16 protein-coding genes are annotated in these 18,033 nt (G+C 54.9%); 5 read left to right on the top strand and 11 right to left on the bottom strand.

The window, feature by feature from the left end; translation table 11 throughout:
* The first annotated feature begins 299 nt into the window (after positions 1-299).
* Positions 300-626 carry a hypothetical protein gene (locus K5Y33_RS08720; RefSeq protein WP_101763692.1) on the top strand — a complete coding sequence of 109 codons (327 nt, stop codon included), beginning with the start codon at positions 300-302 and terminating at the stop codon, positions 624-626.
* Here the strand turns inward: K5Y33_RS08720 and yejF are convergent.
* The 9 genes from yejF to yeiP form a co-directional block, all read right to left on the bottom strand.
* Positions 620-2,209, bottom strand: coding sequence for a microcin C ABC transporter ATP-binding protein YejF (gene yejF / locus K5Y33_RS08715; protein ID WP_222233721.1), 1,590 nt, complete (start codon positions 2,207-2,209; stop codon positions 620-622). The genes K5Y33_RS08720 and yejF overlap by 7 nt on opposite strands.
* Positions 2,210-3,232 (bottom strand): ABC transporter permease, encoded by a 1,023-nt coding sequence (locus K5Y33_RS08710; protein ID WP_222233720.1) that lies wholly within the window; start codon positions 3,230-3,232, stop codon positions 2,210-2,212. It abuts the gene before it with no gap.
* Complete coding sequence (locus K5Y33_RS08705; RefSeq protein ID WP_137386169.1) at positions 3,232-4,323, bottom strand: microcin C ABC transporter permease YejB; 1,092 nt, start codon at positions 4,321-4,323, stop codon at positions 3,232-3,234. Before K5Y33_RS08705 ends, K5Y33_RS08710 begins: the two co-directional genes overlap by 1 nt.
* A gap of 10 nt (positions 4,324-4,333) precedes the next feature.
* Positions 4,334-6,142, bottom strand: coding sequence for an extracellular solute-binding protein (locus K5Y33_RS08700; RefSeq protein ID WP_222233719.1), 1,809 nt, complete (start codon positions 6,140-6,142; stop codon positions 4,334-4,336).
* Between the two features lie 65 nt (positions 6,143-6,207).
* A complete protein-coding gene (locus tag K5Y33_RS08695; RefSeq protein ID WP_222233718.1) occupies positions 6,208-7,773 on the bottom strand; it encodes a cyclic di-GMP phosphodiesterase in 1,566 nt (521 codons plus the stop codon).
* A 280-nt stretch (positions 7,774-8,053) separates the two neighbouring features.
* Entirely contained in the window at positions 8,054-8,629 is a 576-nt protein-coding gene (gene mepS, locus K5Y33_RS08690) for a bifunctional murein DD-endopeptidase/murein LD-carboxypeptidase (protein ID WP_222233717.1), read from the bottom strand.
* A gap of 514 nt (positions 8,630-9,143) precedes the next feature.
* Positions 9,144-9,851, bottom strand: a complete 708-nt coding sequence (locus K5Y33_RS08685; RefSeq protein WP_222233716.1) for a phosphatase PAP2 family protein — start codon at positions 9,849-9,851, stop codon at positions 9,144-9,146.
* Positions 9,852-9,895: 44 nt separating this feature from the next.
* Positions 9,896-10,870 (bottom strand): GTP-binding protein, encoded by a 975-nt coding sequence (locus K5Y33_RS08680; protein ID WP_222233715.1) that lies wholly within the window; start codon positions 10,868-10,870, stop codon positions 9,896-9,898.
* Positions 10,871-10,976: 106 nt separating this feature from the next.
* Positions 10,977-11,552 (bottom strand): elongation factor P-like protein YeiP, encoded by a 576-nt coding sequence (yeiP, locus tag K5Y33_RS08675; protein WP_008105009.1) that lies wholly within the window; start codon positions 11,550-11,552, stop codon positions 10,977-10,979.
* A gap of 152 nt (positions 11,553-11,704) precedes the next feature.
* On the opposite strand from yeiP, the gene K5Y33_RS08670 reads away from it, so the two are divergent.
* The 4 genes from K5Y33_RS08670 (at position 11,705) to fruA (ending at position 16,017) form a co-directional block, all read left to right on the top strand.
* Positions 11,705-11,959 (top strand): YkgJ family cysteine cluster protein, encoded by a 255-nt coding sequence (locus K5Y33_RS08670; protein WP_008105007.1) that lies wholly within the window; start codon positions 11,705-11,707, stop codon positions 11,957-11,959.
* Positions 11,960-12,237: 278 nt separating this feature from the next.
* Positions 12,238-13,368, top strand: a complete 1,131-nt coding sequence (gene fruB / locus K5Y33_RS08665; protein ID WP_101763701.1) for a fused PTS fructose transporter subunit IIA/HPr protein — start codon at positions 12,238-12,240, stop codon at positions 13,366-13,368.
* A complete protein-coding gene (gene fruK, locus K5Y33_RS08660) occupies positions 13,365-14,303 on the top strand; it encodes a 1-phosphofructokinase (protein ID WP_101763702.1) in 939 nt (312 codons plus the stop codon). Before fruB ends, fruK begins: the two co-directional genes overlap by 4 nt.
* 16 nt (positions 14,304-14,319) lie before the next feature.
* Positions 14,320-16,017, top strand: a complete 1,698-nt coding sequence (gene fruA / locus K5Y33_RS08655; protein WP_101763703.1) for a PTS fructose transporter subunit IIBC — start codon at positions 14,320-14,322, stop codon at positions 16,015-16,017.
* Between the two features lie 54 nt (positions 16,018-16,071).
* Here fruA and nfo read toward each other — a convergent pair whose 3' ends face one another.
* Both nfo and K5Y33_RS08645 read right to left on the bottom strand, forming a co-directional pair.
* Entirely contained in the window at positions 16,072-16,917 is an 846-nt protein-coding gene (gene nfo, locus K5Y33_RS08650; protein WP_101763704.1) for a deoxyribonuclease IV, read from the bottom strand.
* A 57-nt stretch (positions 16,918-16,974) separates the two neighbouring features.
* Positions 16,975-18,018 (bottom strand): YeiH family putative sulfate export transporter, encoded by a 1,044-nt coding sequence (locus K5Y33_RS08645; protein ID WP_222233714.1) that lies wholly within the window; start codon positions 18,016-18,018, stop codon positions 16,975-16,977.
* Positions 18,019-18,033 lie beyond the last annotated feature (15 nt).

Genomic DNA, 18,033 nt, shown 5'->3' with positions numbered 1-18,033 from the left:
TTAATTCTTCTCCCTCACTCGCTAATCCCCATTCATTCGTTATGCTTAATGTTTCCATTATGTGAAAATTTAGAGATAAAAAAGTAACGATAATGCGTCTAAAATGATTGTTAACCGCAGCCGAACACGGTAAACATAGGCATAAATGTGAGAAGCCTCGCAAATTATAAATTGGCTACACGCTTTGTGTTTAAAACGAGAAGGCAGACTGAATTGGTATTCAGAGCTAATCAGGTTGGGATTCACCACGTTGTGCCGTCGTCGTGAATAAAGTTAACGTCTCTGGGGGCCGTATAACTATGCTGCAACTTTCCGTTGTGCATCGCTTGCCACAACATTATCGCTGGTCGCTGGAACATGCGGGTGAAATTGTGCGTCAGGAAGCAGCGAATGGCGTGCATGCCGAAGATTTGGTGGTGCTGCGCCTGCTGAGTCATGATGGTCATCCGGCGCTGGAAATTCTGCACCAGCTGAAGGAGACGCTGGCGCAGATTCAGGTCGAGTGCAAAATCGCCGAGTGTGAAGGGCAGCCTTGCCTGCTGATTCAACGTGATGACGAAAGCGCGACCAACTGCTGCCTGAAAAATCAGGGTGTAGCTATCGCCGAAACCTTTGATGGTCACTGACTTAGATCTTTTCCCTGCGCAGACGCCAGTAGCTGCCGCGTGTAATCGGCTGCTGGTGCGTTAAACAGCGTTTCGCAATCACCTTGCTCCACCACTTCACCCTGACGCAGCACAATCAGCTGATGACAGAGCGCGCGCACCACCTGCAAATCATGGCTGATAAACAGATAGGCGAGCTGATGCTGCTGCTGCAAACGGCGCAGTAGGGTGAGAATTTGCTTCTGCACCGAGCGGTCCAGCGACGAGGTGGGTTCATCCAGCACAATCAGCTGCGGCTCCAGGATCAACGCGCGGGCGATCGCGATGCGCTGGCGCTGACCGCCTGAAAACTCCGCCGGATAGCGCGAGCGGCTGTCGGCATCGAGCCCCACTTCCTGCATCACCGCAATCACTTTGGCTTCCTGCTCCGCACTGCTCAGTTCTGGGCGATGCACCGCTAAACCTTCTGCAATCACCTGTTGCACCGTCATGCGCGGATTGAGCGACGAATTGGGATCCTGAAACACCACCTGAATGCGCTGGCGCAGCGGCAATAACTGCTTTGGCGACAGCTGATGCAGCGGCTGATCGTCAAACCAGATCTCACCGCGCGCGCTAATTAAACGCAGCAGCGCCAGGCCTGTTGTGCTCTTGCCCGAACCCGATTCGCCCACCAGTCCGAGGCTTTCGCCACGCCGCAGGGTAAAGCTAAGATCCTTCAGCGCCATCTTCTCTGCCACGGTGCGACGCAGCAATCCCCGCCGGATCGGGAAACCAACCTGTAAATTCTTCACCTGCAACAGCGATTGCGCATCCAGCAGCGGCACCGGTTCGCCATCCGGCTCGGCGGCGATCAGTTCGCGCGTATAGGGCTGCTGCGGCTGGCTGAACAGCATATCGCAGCGATTGTGTTCCACAGCGCGGCCATTGCGCATCACCGTGACGCTATGCGCCAGCTGACGCACAATATTCAGGTTATGGGTGATGAACAACATGCCCATGTTGAGTTCACGCTGCAGTTCGCGCAGCAGTTGTAGAATCTGCGCCTGAACCGTCACATCCAGCGCGGTGGTCGGTTCATCGGCGATCAGCAGCTTCGGCTGGGTTAGCAGCGCCATGGCGATCATCACGCGCTGTCGCTCACCACCAGAAAGCTGGTGCGGAAAATCCTGCAAACGCGATGCCGCATGGCGAATGCCGACGCGATCCAGGCAGCTCAGCATTTCGCCACGCGCGGCTTCGCGCCGCATGCCGCGATGCACCGACAGCACTTCATACAGCTGCTTCTCCACGTTATGCAGTGGATTGAGCGACACCATCGGTTCCTGAAAAATCATCGCCATCTGGTTGCCACGCAGCCCGCGCAAGGTGCGTTCGCTGGCCTGCAAAATATCCTGGCCGTTAAACAATATTTCGCCTTGCGGATAGTTGACCGGCGGTTGCGGCAATAAGCGCATGATCGACAGCGCAGTCACGCTTTTACCTGAACCGGATTCGCCCACCAGCGCCAGCGTTTCGCCGGCGTCAATCTGCAGCGAAATGTCTTCTACCACGCGGCGATCCTGAAAGGCCACCGCCAGATGATTCACCGTTAACAGGCTCATTTAGCGTCCTCGGCTCGGGTCAAAGGCATCGCGTACCGCTTCGCCGATAAATATCAGTAACGACAGCAGCAGGGCGAGGGCAAAGAAGCCCGCCAATCCCAGCCACGGCGCCTGTAAATTGTTTTTGCCCTGTAACAGCAGCTCGCCAAGCGATGGCGATCCCACCGGCAAACCAAAACCCAGGAAGTCCAGCGAAGTTAGCGTGGTGATTGAGCCGCACAGGATAAACGGCAAAAACGTCAGCGTGGCGACCATGGCGTTGGGCAGCATGTGGCGCAGCATAATGCGGCTATCGCTGACGCCGAGCGCGCGCGCCGCACGGATATAATCGTAGTTACGTGCGCGCAGGAATTCGGCGCGCACCACGCTCACCAGGCTCATCCAGCCAAACACCACTGTCACCAGCAGCAGCCACCAGAAGCCGGGCTGAATCACGCTGGAGAGCAGAATCAGCAGGAACAGCGAAGGCATGCCGGACCACACCTCAATCAGGCGTTGAACCACCAAATCGATGCGGCCGCCAAAGTAGCCTTGCACCGCGCCAACCACGATGCCAATCACGCTGGAGAACAGCGTCAGCATGATGCCGAACAGCAATGAGATGCGCGTGCCATACAGCAAGCGTGCCAGCACATCACCACCGTTAGCATCGGTACCGAGCCAGTTTTGCGCCGAAGGTGGCGAAGGGAAGGGCACATCGGTGGCGAAGTTGATGGTGCTGTCGCTGAAGCGAATCGGTGCCCAGATCGCCCAACCTTGTTGATTGATGCGCTGCTTCAGCCAGGGATCCTGATAATCGGCAGGCGTAGAGAAATCACCGCCGTAATCACTTTCGCTGTAGTTGAACAGCAGCGGCACATACCAGCGCTGCTGATAATGCACCAGCAGCGGTTTGTCGTTAGCCAGCAGCTCAACGCCCAGTGACAGAACAAAAATGATCAGGAAAATCCACAGCGACCAGTAACCGCGACGGTTATGGCGAAAACGCTGCCAGCGCTGCTGGTTAACTGGAGATAAGCGCATCAGCGTCCCTCAAAATCAATGCGCGGATCGACCAGCGTGTAGGTCAGATCGCTAAGAATGTTCATCAGCAGGCCAATCAGCGTGAAGATATAGAGCGTGCCGAACATCACCGGATAGTCGCGCTGAATAGTGGCGTCATAGCCGAGCAGGCCCAAACCATTGAGTGAGAACATCACCTCTATCAACACCGAGCTGGTGAAAAACATGCTGATAAAGGTGGCGGGGAAACCGGCGATCACCAGCAGCATGGCGTTGCGGAACACGTGGCCGTACAGCACGCGCTTCTCATCCAGCCCTTTGGCGCGCGCGGTGACCACATATTGTTTGCGGATCTCATCAAGGAACGAGTTTTTAGTCAGCATGGTCAGCGTGGCGAAACCGCCAATCACCGTAGCCAGCACCGGCAGCGTGATGTGCCACAGGTAATCGCTGATTTTGCTGTACCACGGCAGCGCATCAAACTGCGGTGACGTCAGGCCGCGCAGCGGGAACCAGTCGAAATAGCTGCCGCCAGCGAACAGCACAATCAGCATGATGCCGAACAGGAAGGCCGGGATCGAATAGCCAATGATGATAAAAGTGCTGCTCCAGATGTCGAAAGCGCTGCCGTTACGCACCGCTTTTTTGATGCCCAGCGGAATCGACACCAGATAAATGATCAAGGTGCTCCACAATCCCAAACTGATGGAGACCGGCAAACTCTCTTTGATCAGCTGCAGCACCGATGCGCTGCGGAACAGGCTGTCGCCGAAATCAAAACGGATATAGTTCCACAGCATTTCACCGTAACGCTGCAGCAGCGGTTTATCGAAGCCATAGCGATGCTTAATTTCCGCGATCACTTCCGGATCGAGTCCGCGAGCGCCGCGATATTGGCTGTCGCCGGGATTGTCACGCATCAGCGCACCGCGCGCGCCGCTGTCGCCGCCGCCTGAGCCAGGAATGCCGGTGCTGTGACCAAACTGCACATTGGCTAACGCCTGATCCACCGGGCCGCCCGGCGCAATCTGCACAATAAAGAAGTTCAGGGTGATGATCGCCCAAAGTGTCGGGATGATCAGCAGTAACCTGCGAAGAAAATAGGCTGCCAAACCGTGCTCCTCAGCGTCGATTGGCCGGCAATCGCCCGGCTTTGTTCACATCGTACCACCAGTTTTCCAGACCGGTAGCAAACGCGGGTTTAATCTCGGGATGGGAAAACTTGTCCCAATACGCCATGCGATCTTCCGCGCTGTACCACATCGGAATCATGTAGGCATTCCACAGCAGGATGCGATCCAGCGCTTGGCCGAGCGGCAGCAGCGCTTTCTCATCGCCCTGATGCTCAACGATCTGCTGCACAAAATGGTCGACTATGGGATCTTTCACGCGCGGCCTGTTCCAGGAAGAGTCAATAAATTGAGATTGCCAAATCGTTTGCAAGCTGGTCGAGGGCCATGGCATGGCGTAATAGAGCGATGGGATCATGTCGTAGTCGCCTTCGCGCATACGGCGGAGATATTGCGAGCTGTCAATCTGGCGCAGCGAGACCTGGATGCCAAGCCGTTGCAAGCTGTGCTGGAACGGCAACGCCCAGTCGTTTTGCGTACCGCTGCGCATCAGTAATTCGAAACGGAACGGCTGGCCGGATTTCACATTCACCAATTGCTGATTTCTGATTTCCCAACCCGCCGCTTTCAGCAAGTTCATGGCTTGCAACAGGTTGCCGCGATCGAAACCGCTGCCGTCAGAACGTGGCGGGGCATACTCATTGTTGAACACTTCGGACGGCAGCTGCGCTTTGTAAGGCGCCAGCAGGATCAACTGCTCGGCTTTGGGATAGCCAAGCGCGGCATATTCAGTGTTCTGGAAATAGCTGCGCGTGCGTTTATAAGCGCCATAGAACAAGGCTTTGTTCATCCACTCGAAATCGAACGCCAGCGTGATGGCTTCACGCACGCGACGATCGGCGAACAGCGGTTTTTCGTTGTTAAATGCCAGCCATTGCGTGTCGGTGGAAACGGTGTTGGGAATGGTCGATTTGACGATGGCGTGACTGTCAAAGTTGCGGCCGCGATATTGTGTCGCCCATTTCTTCGCTGAACCCTCTTCGCGCAAATCGTAAGCGCCGGCTTTAAAGGCCTCAAACGCCACGTTGTCATCAAGATAATAGTCATAACGCAAAGTATCGAAGTTAAAACGCCCGCGATTCACCGGCAGATTGGCGGCCCAGTAATCTTTCACCCGGCTGTACTGGATAAACTGACCCGATTTATAGGAGGTGACGCGATAAGGCCCGCTGGCCAGCGGCGGATAACCAATCGGCTCGTTAAACTTTTTGTTTTGCCAGAATTTTTCCGGGATGACCGGCAGCGTTAGCCAGCTGAGAATCCGATCTTTGTCCGGTTTCGGCATGTCGATACGCACGGTGAGACGGTTTAGCGCTTTCACTTGCACGTCACGAAACGCCACGCGGAACTGCGGCACACCTTCCGTCATGAATTTCTGGAAGGTGAAAGCCACATCCTGCGCGGTAATCGGTGTTCCGTCCTGAAACTGTGCATGAGGATTGATCGACACTTCCATCCAGCGATAGTCGTCGGGATAGCGCGCTGATTCCGCGATCAGCGGATAGTAGCTGCCAGGTTCATCATCGGAGGTGGTGAACAAGCCGTCATACAGCGTATCGGTACCAATGCCGGGATTGCCGCGCGAGGCGAAACGATTGAAGTTGTCGTAGGTGCCCACCACCGCCAGCGTGATTTTGCCGCCTTTGGGCGCGGCGGGATTGGCGTAATCGTAGTGAGTGAAATTCACCGCATATTTCGGCTCGCCCAGCTTAGCGAAGGCATAGCTTTCATTGATGGTGGCGGCATGCAGCGGCGCAATGGCGCTACAAATGAACAACGCTGTGACAAGACGCAGCAGCATAAGTGGGGCGATCTCCTGTGGTGTTCCGCACTTTATGGTAGCAGTTTCATGGGGTTCGCGTGATGTTAACTCAGTGCGCGCTGGCGTTGATAATAGCTGACGAGGTTTTCGGGGCGTAACGGACGACTAAACAGATAGCCTTGTAAATGCGTCACGCCGCGATTCACCAGCCACGCCGCCTGATCGCCCGTTTCGACCCCTTCAGCCACGGTTTTGAGATTGAGTTTTTTCGCCAGTAGCAGAACTGCATCGAGCACCGGTGAGGTGACAGTTTCTGTACCAATGCTTTGCACAAAGCCGCGATCGATTTTCAGGTAATCGAACGGATATTTTTCCAGATAGATCAGCGCGCTATGCCCGGTACCGAAATCATCAATCGCTATTTTAAAATTGTTCTCATGTAGCCAGGCGAAGATTTCTCCCGCGCTTTTTTCACCGACCATGCTGCGTTCGGTAATTTCAAACACATAGTTGAAGTGATCGGTAGGCATGATGTTAATCCATGCCTGGACATCGCGCCGGAAGCTCTCTGAGGCGAGATGCAGCGGCGAGAGATTGAGGCTCAGGCGCGTGCCGCGCGGCAGCTGTTTACAGAGAAACTGGGCATCGCGCGCCACCAGCGTGAACAGATGCTGAGTGAGCGGAATAATCAGGTTTTGCGCTTCGGCGTAGCTGATAAAGGCATCCGGCGGAATCATGCCTTCAGTGGGATGCGTCCAGCGCAGCAGCGCTTCCACGCCGTAGGGTTGTCCATCGTGCGCAGTGACCAGCGGCTGGTATTCAACATGAAACTGGCCACGTTTAATGCCCTGCATGATCTCTTTGCCCGGCCGCTGATGTCGCGTCAGCAATAACCCGCTTAGCGCGGAAATCAGCAGTGAGAAGAGTATGCCGGTCAGCAACGTCAGTGAGTAATCGCGTGGCGCTAAGGTGGTGCCAAACAGCACGAATCGTAGATCGCTGTTATTAAAGGCTATTTCATGTAGCGATGCCGGTAAATCACTCGCGCGTACCACGTTGTTGCTGCCGCTCAACAGCGCTTTGTTGCCGACCACCAGCGCCATGCCAGTGATTTCGGGATGATAAGAGGCCAGCAGCTGATAAGGCGTCAGGCTGATGTTCATGGTGGCGAAAAGGCCGGTCTCGGCTGAACCTGGATTTTTCACCCATAGCACCAGCGCCGGTTTCTTCGGTAGCAATGGCGTGCCTTCCAGCAAGCGCATATCGCGATCGCGTTCCAGTTCAGACTCAGGAGAAATATCGTTGGCTGGCATCAGAAAAGCGCCGGTGGCAGAAGAGCAGTAAGCGTTGCCATCACGCACCAGCAGGATGGCGCGGATATTACCGGCAAAGGCGGCGCGAGAAGTGAGCTCACGACTGACGTTGTTGCAGGCTAACTGGGTGTATTGCTGTAAGGGATAAAGTGTATCGACCAGGCTTGCTATCACCTGTTGTAAATCGTCGCGGCTGTGTGCCAGAAGCTGTTCGTGTTGTTGTACGCGTTTTTGCCAGGTGAGTGTTAATAGCACGGTGACAAAAAGCAGAAAGAATGCCGCGCCGATAATCGCGCTATGCCAGGCGATACGGCGTGAATAACTGCTGTGGTGTTTTAATGTCCCTGACAGTGGCATGGAGTGCATTCCCCTTGTCTTGCCATTTTTTATTATGTTTATCGTTTGGTCACTACCCACTTCAGACCGCAGCCACGGTGATAACGGTGTCTGCAGCGCAATATCTGGGTATCAGGAAGTCAACGAGAATATAACGAGAGCGCGAAGAATGTCTCGTTATATTTTTGATTCTCAATTACTTTTTATCGGTTGGATTTGAGTTAAAAACTACGGGCGAAAAAAAACGCTGCCGGGGCAGCGTTTCTGATTCTCTGGCTGAGAGGATCATCAAAGAAATACGTTAGCTTGGGTTTTTAGCAAGAACCCGACGCGCTTCGCGGTAACGATTTTTCCAATAACTGTCATTCAGGTTGGAAATCATTACGCCACTGCTGGTGGACGCGTGAACAAAGTTATCGTTGCCAAGATAGATGCCCACGTGGCGACCGGTAGAACCGGCGCGGAACAGCACTAAGTCACCTGCGCGCAATTTATTGCGTGAAATCTCTTTGCCGGTGCCTTGCTGTTCAGACGTTGAGCGTGGCAAATCTAAACCGAACTGCTCGCGAAAGGTGCGCTGAACAAAAGCAGAACAATCAATGCCGCGTTTGGTGTCGCCGCCTAAGCGATAACGTACACCTTTCCAGTCACTGTACTGTTCCATGATGCGGGACTTAACGTCCACGTTCTGCACCATCTGTTCAAATTCGTCCTGAGACGCTTGAAGTAAAAAACCATTCTGGTTGTTAACTTCATGATTCTCGTTATTCGCGTTCTGACCGTTATGGGTACTGCTGCATGCTGATAAAAGTGTTGCGAGTGCTACCGCGGGAATGATCCGCCTGAGGTATCTCAGAATTGGTTGAGACTTGACCATTGTACGTGTTTTCCTTCGATTTCCTTACGACAGAATGTCGTCAGCCAGATGACAAAACGGGTTGAGATTAATAAGTACGACCGTCTAAGACAAATCCTTAATTACTAAAATGTGTTAATGCACACATTTTTGTCGCTTTCAGCACCGCATTTTATGCTGTTGCTTACTAATCGGATTTGAGGTTAACCGATTACAGACCGCGTGGCGAGTGCTTTTATATAAATATTCAAAGGTTTTTTCGATGTGAAATCAATCTGTAACACAATGGCGAGTTTATCAACAATTGGCAGCGATTTAATAGCCAAACAGCGGTGCAATAAGGGGGTAATTCTGGCGCTAAGGCCGATTTTAAGAGGGTTCGGGCTGGACAACTTAGGATTAAGGCTATTGTTCCGCGTTTTTCATCATAATCTTTTCTTTTACCTGAATAATGTTAGTTTGCTAATAGTTTATTCAGGTTTTAAATAAGCGCGAGCGACTGACTTTTTGTTCTATGATCACTCGCGCTTAACAATTACGTGCGCGGCTTATATTTGCCCGGCAACGAACGGTTCAGCCAATTCACCAGCTTGTCGCTGAAGGGCGTTAACAGGCACCAGCTCATGCCAACCAGCATCACTGACAACGAACCCACAGCGATATCAGTAAACCAGTGCGCACCCGCCATCACACGTGGCAGAGCAAACACCACGGTAATCATCAACCCCACCAGAAACGCGCGGAAGCCGAAATAGCGCCACATAAAGCAGGTGAAGATCATCAGCATCATGCCGTGGTCGCCAGGGAAGCTATCTTTCGAGGCATCTTTGGCCGGGATGCCGGTCAGTTCGCTTACGCGATGCACATTCTCAAAGAACAGTGTTGGGCTGGAGTGCTGTACCGGCAGCAGATGACCGAGTTGGTTCAGTACTACCGCGCTCAGCAGCATCGTGATGCCAATGGCCAGCAAACGGCGGCGACCTTGCGGCGTCTCGCGACGCCAGTAGCTTAAATAGAGCAAACCCATAGCCAGCAGCGAAACCACATCGAAACCGCGGAAGTTAGTGATGGCCACTAACAGTGCGAAACCGTGATGATCAACCATCTGGTCATTGAAGCCATAAAAGATGGCTTTATCGATACCAAACCAGAACCCGTGATCCGGCGGCAGGTACCATGAAAGGAAAAGCATCACACCCAGTGCATTCAGCAGCAGGATGGTGACTAATCGAGAAGCGCGCATAGAAAATAGACTCAAAGTGAAAACAACGGGGCAACCTAACGCATCTAATATAAACGAATCTTCAACAAAGCGGTCTGCAAAAGGTTCCAGTCAGCAGGCTGATGATGAATCAATTCGATGCGGCTATCAGGCGGTGTAGTAGGGCGGGTTTCTATAAACAAATCGTCGCCCTGGCGATTGATATTCACTAAACCATCGGCAGTGCGCAACACACCTTTAACGCGATCAACCGGCGCATGCCTTGCCCACTCTAGCGCTTTGATCGTATCAAACACGGTTTCACCATCGAAAATCCAGCCACAGGAAGCATAGCCCTGACCTTCATTTAGCGCACGACGCCAGCGCGCCTGGCCATCCAGTTTCAGTGCGGCCAAGCCTTGTGGACGTGAATTATGGTGGTGATGTGCTGCATCGGGAACCGCACGATCCGCCAAGGCGAGTTGAGTCAACAACGCGGGATCGATGTGTCCCCACGCTGCTTCCACCAGCTGACGCTCGCCCAAAAATTGCTGTTGCCAGGTCTGTAACCGCTGACGATCATCATCGTTCCAGCGGTCGCTTTTGTTCGCCACGATGATATCGGCCGCCACCAGCTGATCGCGGAAGTTCTCATTCTCCACCACGCGTGCGTCGGCAAGCTGGCGCGGATCGAGCAGCGTTAAGGTGGCATCCACCTGAATCCAGGGTTGATAAACGGCAGCACGCAGCATATTCAGCAGCTGTTTGGGATGGCCAAGGCCGGTGGGTTCGATAATCAGACGATCGGGTTTAGCCTGTTTTAGCAGCATGTTCAGCCCCACCTGCAGCGGCAAGCCGTTAACGCAGCACATGCAGCCGCCGGGAATCTCTTTCAGCGTGGCACCGCGATCGGCGAGCAGTGCGCCGTCGATGCCAATTTCGCCAAATTCGTTGACCAGAATCGCCCAGTTTTCATCCGCGGGTTTATTGGCTAACAGATGCAGCAGAGTGGTGGTTTTTCCGCTGCCGAGAAATCCGGTGATGAGGTTTACGCGCGTCACAAAAGGGCTCCCAAAAAAAGAGAATAAATCGCGCGTGGATGAGAGGCATCCGGCGCGCACGGCCTTGTTATACTATAACAATCACCGGCCGCCGGACGGAAGCACGTTATGAATCAGCGCGTCCCATATAACGACGTTCCGCAATATGAATGCGGATGCGATCGCCATTGCTCAGGTATTCCGGCACCTGAATGGATAAGCCGGTGCTCATGCCTGCGGGTTTGGAGCGAGCGCTGGCGGAGGCGCCTTTAATGCCCGGCGAGGTATCAACAATTTCCATATCGACGGTTTGTGGCAGTTCAAGCGCCAATACCTGGCCATCCATCGTCAGCACCTGAATGCCGGGAATGCCACCTTCAGGAATAAACAGCAGCTCTTCTTCAATTTGCTCTTTTTTGAAGTTGTACGGCGTGTAGTCTTCGTCATCCATAAACACATACTCATCGCCATCTATATAAGAGAAGGTGACGGCGCGGCGACTGAGCGAAATGGCGTCAATAATATCGTCGCCTTTGAAGCGCTCTTCCACTTTCAGGCCGGTGCGGACATCGGTAAAACGCATTTTATAGAGCGTCGCGGCACCGCGAGCACTTGGGCTCTGTACATCAATGTCTTTCACCAGCAACAGTTTGCCGTTCCAGGTGACAGCCATCCCTTTTTTGATTTCATTTGCCTTTGGCATGGTGGTTTTCTCGCTGACAGGAGGTTAATGCGCGTCACGTTACTCGCGCGGCGAAAAACTGGCAAGTCAGCCAATGTAAAATTGTTGCCGGTGCATGGCATTCGCGGTCTGGGACTGTTATTGTCGCGGCGAATTGTCTGCAGGAGCGCATGATGTTTTGTCGTGACCAGTGCGGTGCCTGTTGCACAGCCCCCTCAATCTCGTCCCCGATTCCTGGCATGCCGCACGGCAAGCCGGCCAACACGCGTTGCGTGCAGCTTGATGAGCAACAGCGTTGCAAAATCTTTGGTTCACCGCTGCGTCCGGCGGTCTGTGCCGGCTTACAGCCCAGCGCCGAAATGTGCGGCAGCAGCCGTGATAGCGCCATGACATTTCTGCTTAAACTGGAAGCCGATACGGCGCCCTGAAGCACTGCTGACGCATAGCTGAAGAATTGGGCTTAGTGCCGTTGGTCTGTACAGCAAAAGCATCAGCCTGCCTGCCGGTAAAAATCTTAAATCCAACATGAAGTGTGCGGAACGTCAAAAATCTGCTACTCAGATCGCGCATTTTCTTGCCTGCTGTACGTGGCTGTACCATATTCCCTGAAACGTTTCAGCGTTGTCACTCCGGCTAAGTCCGCGATGCACAGCAGCTTTTTTCACCATCTAGCTGAAACGATTCAATACAGCAAGCGAGGAGAGATATGTTCCAGCTCGAAGTTCAGGCCATTCATACCGGTGCTAGCGCACAGAATAAAGAAGAGGCCATTCGTCAGGTTGCCGCTGCGTTAACCGCTGCAGGCAATGTGGCCGAAGGCTACGTTAACGGCATGCTGGCGCGCGAACAGCAAACCACCACTTTCCTGGGTAACGGCATCGCCATTCCGCACGGCACCACCGACACCCGCGACCTGGTGCTGAAAACCGGTGTCCAGGTTTATCAGTTCCCGCAGGGCGTGGATTGGGGCGAAGGGCAAACGGCGTATGTGGCGATCGGTATTGCCGCTAAATCGGATGAACACCTCGCGTTGCTGCGCCAGCTCACTCACGTATTAAGTGATGACAGCATTGCTGAACAGCTAAAAACCGCCTCGGCGGAAGATCTGCGTGCGCTGCTGATGGGTGAAAACCAGGCGGCAGAATTCAAATTCGATACCTCGCTGATTGCCGTTGATGTGGCGGCCAGCGATTTAATCACGTTACAGGCACTGAACGCCGGACGTCTGCAGGCTGCAGGCGCGGTGGACGCGTCATTTATTGCTGACGTGATTTCCCGCGCCCCGCTGAGCCTCGGTCAGGGCATCTGGCTGAGCGACAGCGCCAACGGCAATCTCGGCAGCGCAGTGGCCGTAAGCCGCGCGGCAGCGCCATTCCAGCATCAGGGCGAAAACGTCGCGCTGCTGCTGACCGTGGCGGCTAACGATCAGCGTCCGCTGGAAGTGCTGGGCTATCTCAGCAACCTGCTGCTGAGCAACAAAGCTGAACGTCTGCTGAAGGCCGATGCCGCCGGTATTCTGGCGCTGCTGACCAGCGAAGTCGATGAAGCTGCCGAGCTGCTGACCGCTGAATTCACCATCCGCAACGAACACGGTCTGCACGCGCGTCCGGGCACGGCGCTGGTGACCGTTATCAAACAGTTCAACAGCGACATCACCGTAACTAATCTCGATGGCAGCGGTAAGCCTGCTAACGGCCGCAGCCTGATGAAAGTCGTTGCGCTCGGTGTGAAAAAAGGCCATCGCCTGCGCTTTACCGCCAGCGGCGAAGATGCACAGCAGGCGCTGAACGCAATTGAAGAAGCGATCAATTCTGGTTTAGGCGAGGGGGTTGCATGAGCCGTCGTGTCGCAACAATTACCTTAAACCCGGCTTACGATCTGGTCGGATACACGCCAGAAATTGAGCGCGGCGAAGTTAACCTGGTGAAAACCACCGGCCTGCACGCGGCGGGTAAAGGCATCAACGTTGCCAAAGTGCTGAAGGATCTCGGTATCGATGTCACCGTCGGCGGTTTCCTCGGCAAAGAGAATCAGGACGGCTTTCAGCAGCTGTTCAGCGAACTCGGCATCGCCAACCGTTTTCAGGTGGTGCAGGGCCGTACGCGTATTAACGTTAAGCTGACCGAAAAAGACGGCGATGTGACCGACCTGAATTTCTCTGGCTTTGAGGTCACCGCGCAGGATTGGGAGCGCTTCACCGCCGATTCTCTCACCTGGCTCGGACAGTTCGATATGGTGTGCGTCAGCGGCAGCTTGCCAGCCGGCGTGGCACCAGAAGCGTTCACTAAATGGATGAGCGATCTGCGCACGCTTTGCCCGTGCATCATCTTCGACAGCAGCCGCGAAGCGCTGGTCGCCGGTCTGAAAGCCGCGCCGTGGCTGGTGAAACCGAACCGCCGCGAGCTGGAGATTTGGGCTGGTCGCAAACTGCCTGCGCTGCAGGACGTGATCGGTGCTGCACATGAACTGCGTGAGCAAGGTATTGCGCACGTAGTGATTTCTCTCGGTGCGGAAGGTGCGCTGTGGGTGAATGCCTCCGGCGAATGGATCGCCAAACCGCCTGCCTGCGAAGTGGTCAGCACCGTCGGTGCCGGCGATTCGATGGTCGGCGGCCTGATTTACGGCTTGCTGATGCGTGAATCCAGCGAGCACACGCTGCGTCTGGCGACGGCAGTGGCGGCGATGGCCGTCAGCCAAAGCAACGTTGGCGTGAAAGATCGTACCCAGTTGGCCGCGATGATGGCGCGCGTCGACTTACAACCCGTTAACTAACAGCAGGAGAGCGATAATGAAAACGCTGCTGATAAAAGATTCTTTACTGGGACTGGCGTCAGGACATCTGGCGCTGGAACGTTTACGCGCGACGGCGGCACAAGCTGGCCTGACGCTGACCGACAATGCCGCCGAAGCTGAACTGGTGCTGGTTGCTGGCCACAATGTGCCGCAGGACGCAGAGCTGGCCGGTAAATCGCTGGCGCTGGTTGATGTGCAGCAAGCGCTGCGCGATCCGCTGGCGGCAATCAATCAAGCCAAAGCGAGTGCCAAAACCTGGCAGCCTGCTGCTGCAACCGCTGCCGCGCCAGTAGCTGCGCAGAGCGCTGCTCAGAAACGCATCGTGGCGGTGACCGCCTGCCCAACCGGCGTGGCGCATACCTTTATGGCTGCTGAAGCTATTCAGGCCGAAGCGACCAAGCGTGGCTGGTGGGTGAAAGTTGAAACCCGTGGTTCTGTGGGCGCAGGCAACGCGATTACCCCAGAAGAAGTGGCGGCGGCCGATCTGGTGATCGTCGCGGCTGATATCGATGTGGATCTGGCGAAATTTGCCGGTAAGCCGATGTACCGCACCTCAACCAGTCTGGCGCTGAAGAAAACTGCGCAGGAGCTGGATAAAGCCCAGGCCGAAGCGAAAACCTATCAGCCGAGCGGCAATCAGGCTGCCAGCGCACAGGGCGACAGCAAAGAGAAAGCCGGTGCCTATCGTCACCTGCTGACTGGCGTTTCGTACATGCTGCCGATGGTGGTTGCCGGTGGTTTGAGCATCGCGCTGTCATTTGCCTTTGGTATCACCGCATTTAAAGAGCCGGGCACCTTAGCGGCGGCACTGATGCAGATCGGTGGTGGCAGCGCCTTCGCGCTGATGGTGCCGGTGTTAGCCGGTTTCATTGCCTTCTCGATTGCGGATCGTCCGGGTCTGACGCCTGGTTTGATTGGCGGTATGATCGCCACCAGCATTAACGCCGGTTTCCTGGGCGGTATCATCGCCGGTTTCATTGCCGGTTACGCCGCGAAAATGCTCAGCAGCAAAGTGAAACTGCCGCAGAGTATGGAAGCGCTGAAGCCGATTCTGATTATTCCGCTGGTGGCGAGTTTAATTACCGGTTTGCTGATGATTTACGTGGTAGGTAAGCCGGTGGCGGGCATCATGACTGGCCTGACAACCTGGCTGGCCAATATGGGTACCGCGAACGCAGTGCTGTTGGGCGCAATTCTCGGTGGCATGATGTGTACCGACATGGGCGGTCCGGTGAACAAAGTGGCCTATGCGTTTGGTGTTGGTCTGCTGAGTTCACAAACCTACGCACCGATGGCGGCCATTATGGCAGCCGGTATGGTGCCACCGCTGGCGATGGGCCTGGCGACGCTGGTTGCGCGTCGTAAGTTCAACAAAGGTCAGCAGGAAGGTGGTAAAGCGGCGTTGGTGCTTGGGCTGTGCTTCATCTCTGAAGGTGCGATTCCGTTTGCGGCGCGTGATCCAATGCGTGTGCTGCCGTGCTGTATCATTGGCGGCGCGGTAACCGGTGCGATTTCCATGGCGATTGGCGCGAAACTGATGGCACCGCACGGTGGTCTGTTCGTCCTCCTGATTCCAGGCGCGATTACCCCAGTATTGGGTTATCTGCTGGCGATTGTGATTGGTACTGCGGTAGCGGGACTTGGCTACGCCATCCTGAAACGTCCGGAAGAAGAGCTGGTTAAAGCCGCGTAATCTTCGTCAGACATAAAAAAGGGAGCTGCGGCTCCCTTTTGTTTAATCAGATAATTAACCCTGCTGCTCCGACTTCAACCACGCAATCTCATCCTTCCAGATATCCGGATTAATGGTTTCCAGAATCATGGGAATGCCGTCAAAACGTTTATCTTTCATCAGCCAGCTAAACGCGGTTTTACCGATATTGCCTTCACCCAGACTGTGATGGCGGTCGACGCGACTGCCCAGCGTGCTCTTGGCATCATTCAGGTGCATACCGCGCAAATACTGGAAACCAACGATGCGCTCAAAGTCGCTGAAGGTCTCGGCGCAGGCTTCTTCGGTACGCAGATCGTAACCGCCCGCAAAGGCGTGGCAGGTATCAATGCACACGCCAACGCGCGACTTATCTTCCACGTGCTCAATAATGGTGGCGAGGTGCTCGAAGCGAAAACCGAGATTGCTGCCCTGACCGGCGGTGTTTTCGATCACCGCCACTACGCTGCTGGTTTTATCCAGCGCGATGTTGATCGATTCGGCGATACGCTTCAGGCAGGCTTCTTCTTCAATCTGCTTCAGATGGCTGCCCGGGTGGAAGTTCAGCAAGGTCAAACCCAACTGCTCGGCACGCTGCATCTCATCGAGGAAAGCCTCGCGCGATTTCTCCAGCGCTTCCATCACCGGATGGCCGAGGTTAATCAGATAGCTATCGTGCGGCAGAATCTGCGCGGACGTGAAGTTGTAACGATCGCAGGCGGTTTTGAACGCATCGATCACTTCTCCTGACAGCGGTGCGGCTTTCCACTGGCGCTGATTTTTGGTGAACAGCGCAAAGGCTGTGGCTTCGAGTTCGTGGGCACGGATAACTGCCTGGTCCACGCCGCCTGATGCACTGACGTGTGCGCCGATATATTTCATGCCGCTCTCCTGATTGGGCGATTGCTGCTGCAAAGCTGCCCATCATAGCGGATGCGGTTACGCCATGAAATGTTGCACCAGCACATTGAGTGCTCCGCCGCCGAGAATTAACCAGCCAAACATCACCAATCCCAGCAGCAACGGTTTACAACCGGCCTGTTTCAGGGCGCTGAAGCGCGTAGTCAAACCCAGCGCGGCCATCGCCATCGCCAGCAGCAGATTGGCCAGCTGATTCAACGTGCCAACAATATTGGCAGGCAGCAGATGCAGCGAGTTAAACAGCGCCACCACAATAAACAGCAGCGCGAACCAGGGAAAACTAATCGCTTGTTGCTGTGCGTTGTGGCTAGGCTGACGTTTCAGCCAGCTTCCCAGCATCAGCAAGAAGGGCGCTAACATCATCACGCGCAGCATTTTGGCAATCACGGCGGTGTTTTCGGCCTCGGTACCCATCGCGTGTCCTGCCGCGACAACCTGCGCCACTTCATGCAACGTCGAACCCGTGAAGATTCCGAAATGTTCCGCGCTGACCGTTGGCAGCAGCGACCACAACATCGGATACAGCACGATGCCAACGGTACCAAACAGCACCACAGTCGCAACAGCTACCGCCACTTTTGACGGCGCAGCCTTAACGATAGGTTCACTCGCCAGCACCGCCGCCGCGCCACAAATGCTGCTGCCCGCCCCAATCAGCCACACGGTTTCGCGATCCATCTTCAGCAGACGAATGCCGATAAAACAGGTCAGCAGGAAAGTGGAGCTGAGAACCATCACATCAATCAATACGCCGCTAAGACCGACATCAGCAATCTGCTGCACGGTAATACGAAAGCCATACAGGATGATGCCGAGGCGCAGCAAGCGCTGTTTCGCCAGCATTACGCCGCTGTCACAGGCGCCGGCCATCTGCGGATAAAGGGTGTTACCGAGCACGATGCCCAAAATAATCGCTAACGTCAGCGCACCGAATCCGGCCCCGGCCAACCAAGACTGATTGCTTAACCACGCCGCGGTACCGGCAATCGCCACGGTCAACAGCAAACCCGGCAGCCAGTGATGTAGATGAAACGGGGTTTTATTCACGCTTAACTCAGCCATACTTTTCTCCTGTAG

It is taken from the genome of Pantoea sp. DY-17, from assembly GCF_019795975.1.
In the GTDB taxonomy this organism is placed as follows: Bacteria; Pseudomonadota; Gammaproteobacteria; order Enterobacterales; family Enterobacteriaceae; genus Pantoea; species Pantoea leporis.
Note: the sequence above shows the minus strand (reverse complement) of the source record. Positions and strands in the feature narration are given on the sequence as shown.

Bases quoted from the DNA above. Each gene is read 5' to 3' on its own strand.
- K5Y33_RS08720 (WP_101763692.1), top strand. From the start codon at position 300: ATGCTGCAACTTTCCGTTGTGCATCGCTTGCCACAACATTATCGCTGG.
- yejF (WP_222233721.1), bottom strand. From the start codon at position 2,209: ATGAGCCTGTTAACGGTGAATCATCTGGCGGTGGCCTTTCAGGATCGC.
- K5Y33_RS08710 (WP_222233720.1), bottom strand. From the start codon at position 3,232: ATGCGCTTATCTCCAGTTAACCAGCAGCGCTGGCAGCGTTTTCGCCAT.
- K5Y33_RS08700 (WP_222233719.1), bottom strand. From the start codon at position 6,142: ATGCTGCTGCGTCTTGTCACAGCGTTGTTCATTTGTAGCGCCATTGCG.
- K5Y33_RS08695 (WP_222233718.1), bottom strand. From the start codon at position 7,773: ATGCCACTGTCAGGGACATTAAAACACCACAGCAGTTATTCACGCCGT.
- mepS (WP_222233717.1), bottom strand. From the start codon at position 8,629: ATGGTCAAGTCTCAACCAATTCTGAGATACCTCAGGCGGATCATTCCC.
- K5Y33_RS08685 (WP_222233716.1), bottom strand. From the start codon at position 9,851: ATGCGCGCTTCTCGATTAGTCACCATCCTGCTGCTGAATGCACTGGGT.
- yeiP (WP_008105009.1), bottom strand. From the start codon at position 11,552: ATGCCAAAGGCAAATGAAATCAAAAAAGGGATGGCTGTCACCTGGAAC.
- K5Y33_RS08670 (WP_008105007.1), top strand. From the start codon at position 11,705: ATGTTTTGTCGTGACCAGTGCGGTGCCTGTTGCACAGCCCCCTCAATC.
- fruB (WP_101763701.1), top strand. From the start codon at position 12,238: ATGTTCCAGCTCGAAGTTCAGGCCATTCATACCGGTGCTAGCGCACAG.
- fruK (WP_101763702.1), top strand. From the start codon at position 13,365: ATGAGCCGTCGTGTCGCAACAATTACCTTAAACCCGGCTTACGATCTG.
- fruA (WP_101763703.1), top strand. From the start codon at position 14,320: ATGAAAACGCTGCTGATAAAAGATTCTTTACTGGGACTGGCGTCAGGA.
- nfo (WP_101763704.1), bottom strand. From the start codon at position 16,917: ATGAAATATATCGGCGCACACGTCAGTGCATCAGGCGGCGTGGACCAG.
- K5Y33_RS08645 (WP_222233714.1), bottom strand. From the start codon at position 18,018: ATGGCTGAGTTAAGCGTGAATAAAACCCCGTTTCATCTACATCACTGG.